The sequence below is a fragment of the Vibrio sp. HI00D65 genome, assembly GCF_001635455.1.
Lineage (GTDB): Bacteria > Pseudomonadota > Gammaproteobacteria > Enterobacterales > Vibrionaceae > Vibrio.
In genome coordinates, this window is record NZ_LWEH01000078.1 from 1 (window position 1) to 367 (window position 367).

Annotated in this window: 2 pseudogenes; one reads left to right on the forward strand and one right to left on the reverse strand. The window is 48.0% G+C overall.

Annotation, left to right across the window (positions count from 1 at the left end):
* Window positions 1-261, reverse strand: a pseudogene (locus tag A3712_RS07970) (sigma 54-interacting transcriptional regulator); the annotation flags it as partial.
* On the opposite strand from A3712_RS07970, the pseudogene A3712_RS26630 reads away from it, so the two are divergent.
* Window positions 260-367: pseudogene (locus tag A3712_RS26630) on the forward strand (sigma 54-interacting transcriptional regulator); the annotation flags it as partial. The pseudogenes A3712_RS07970 and A3712_RS26630 overlap by 2 nt on opposite strands.

Below are 367 nucleotides of genomic sequence, written 5' to 3' on the forward strand. Positions count from 1 at the left end.
GTCTTGCCTAAATTCACCGGTTGCGACTAACTGCTCGAGGTTTTTGTGAGTCGCGGCGATGATCTGGCAATCGACTTGGTAGCTTTGATTGGAACCAACTGGCACCACGGATTTGTCTTGCAGAACATGCAGTAGTCGGCACTGAGCCTCTAACGGCATATCAGCTATTTCATCCAAGAATAAGATCCCTTTGTCTGCTTGACGGATCTTCCCTTGAAATCCTTGTTTGTTTGCGCCAGTAAAAGCCCCCGGTGCGTAACCGGGGGCTTTTACTGGCGCAAACAAACAAGGTTTTCAAGGGAAGATCCGTCAAGCAGACAAAGGGATCTTATTCTTGGATGAAATAGCTGATATGCCGTTAGAGGCT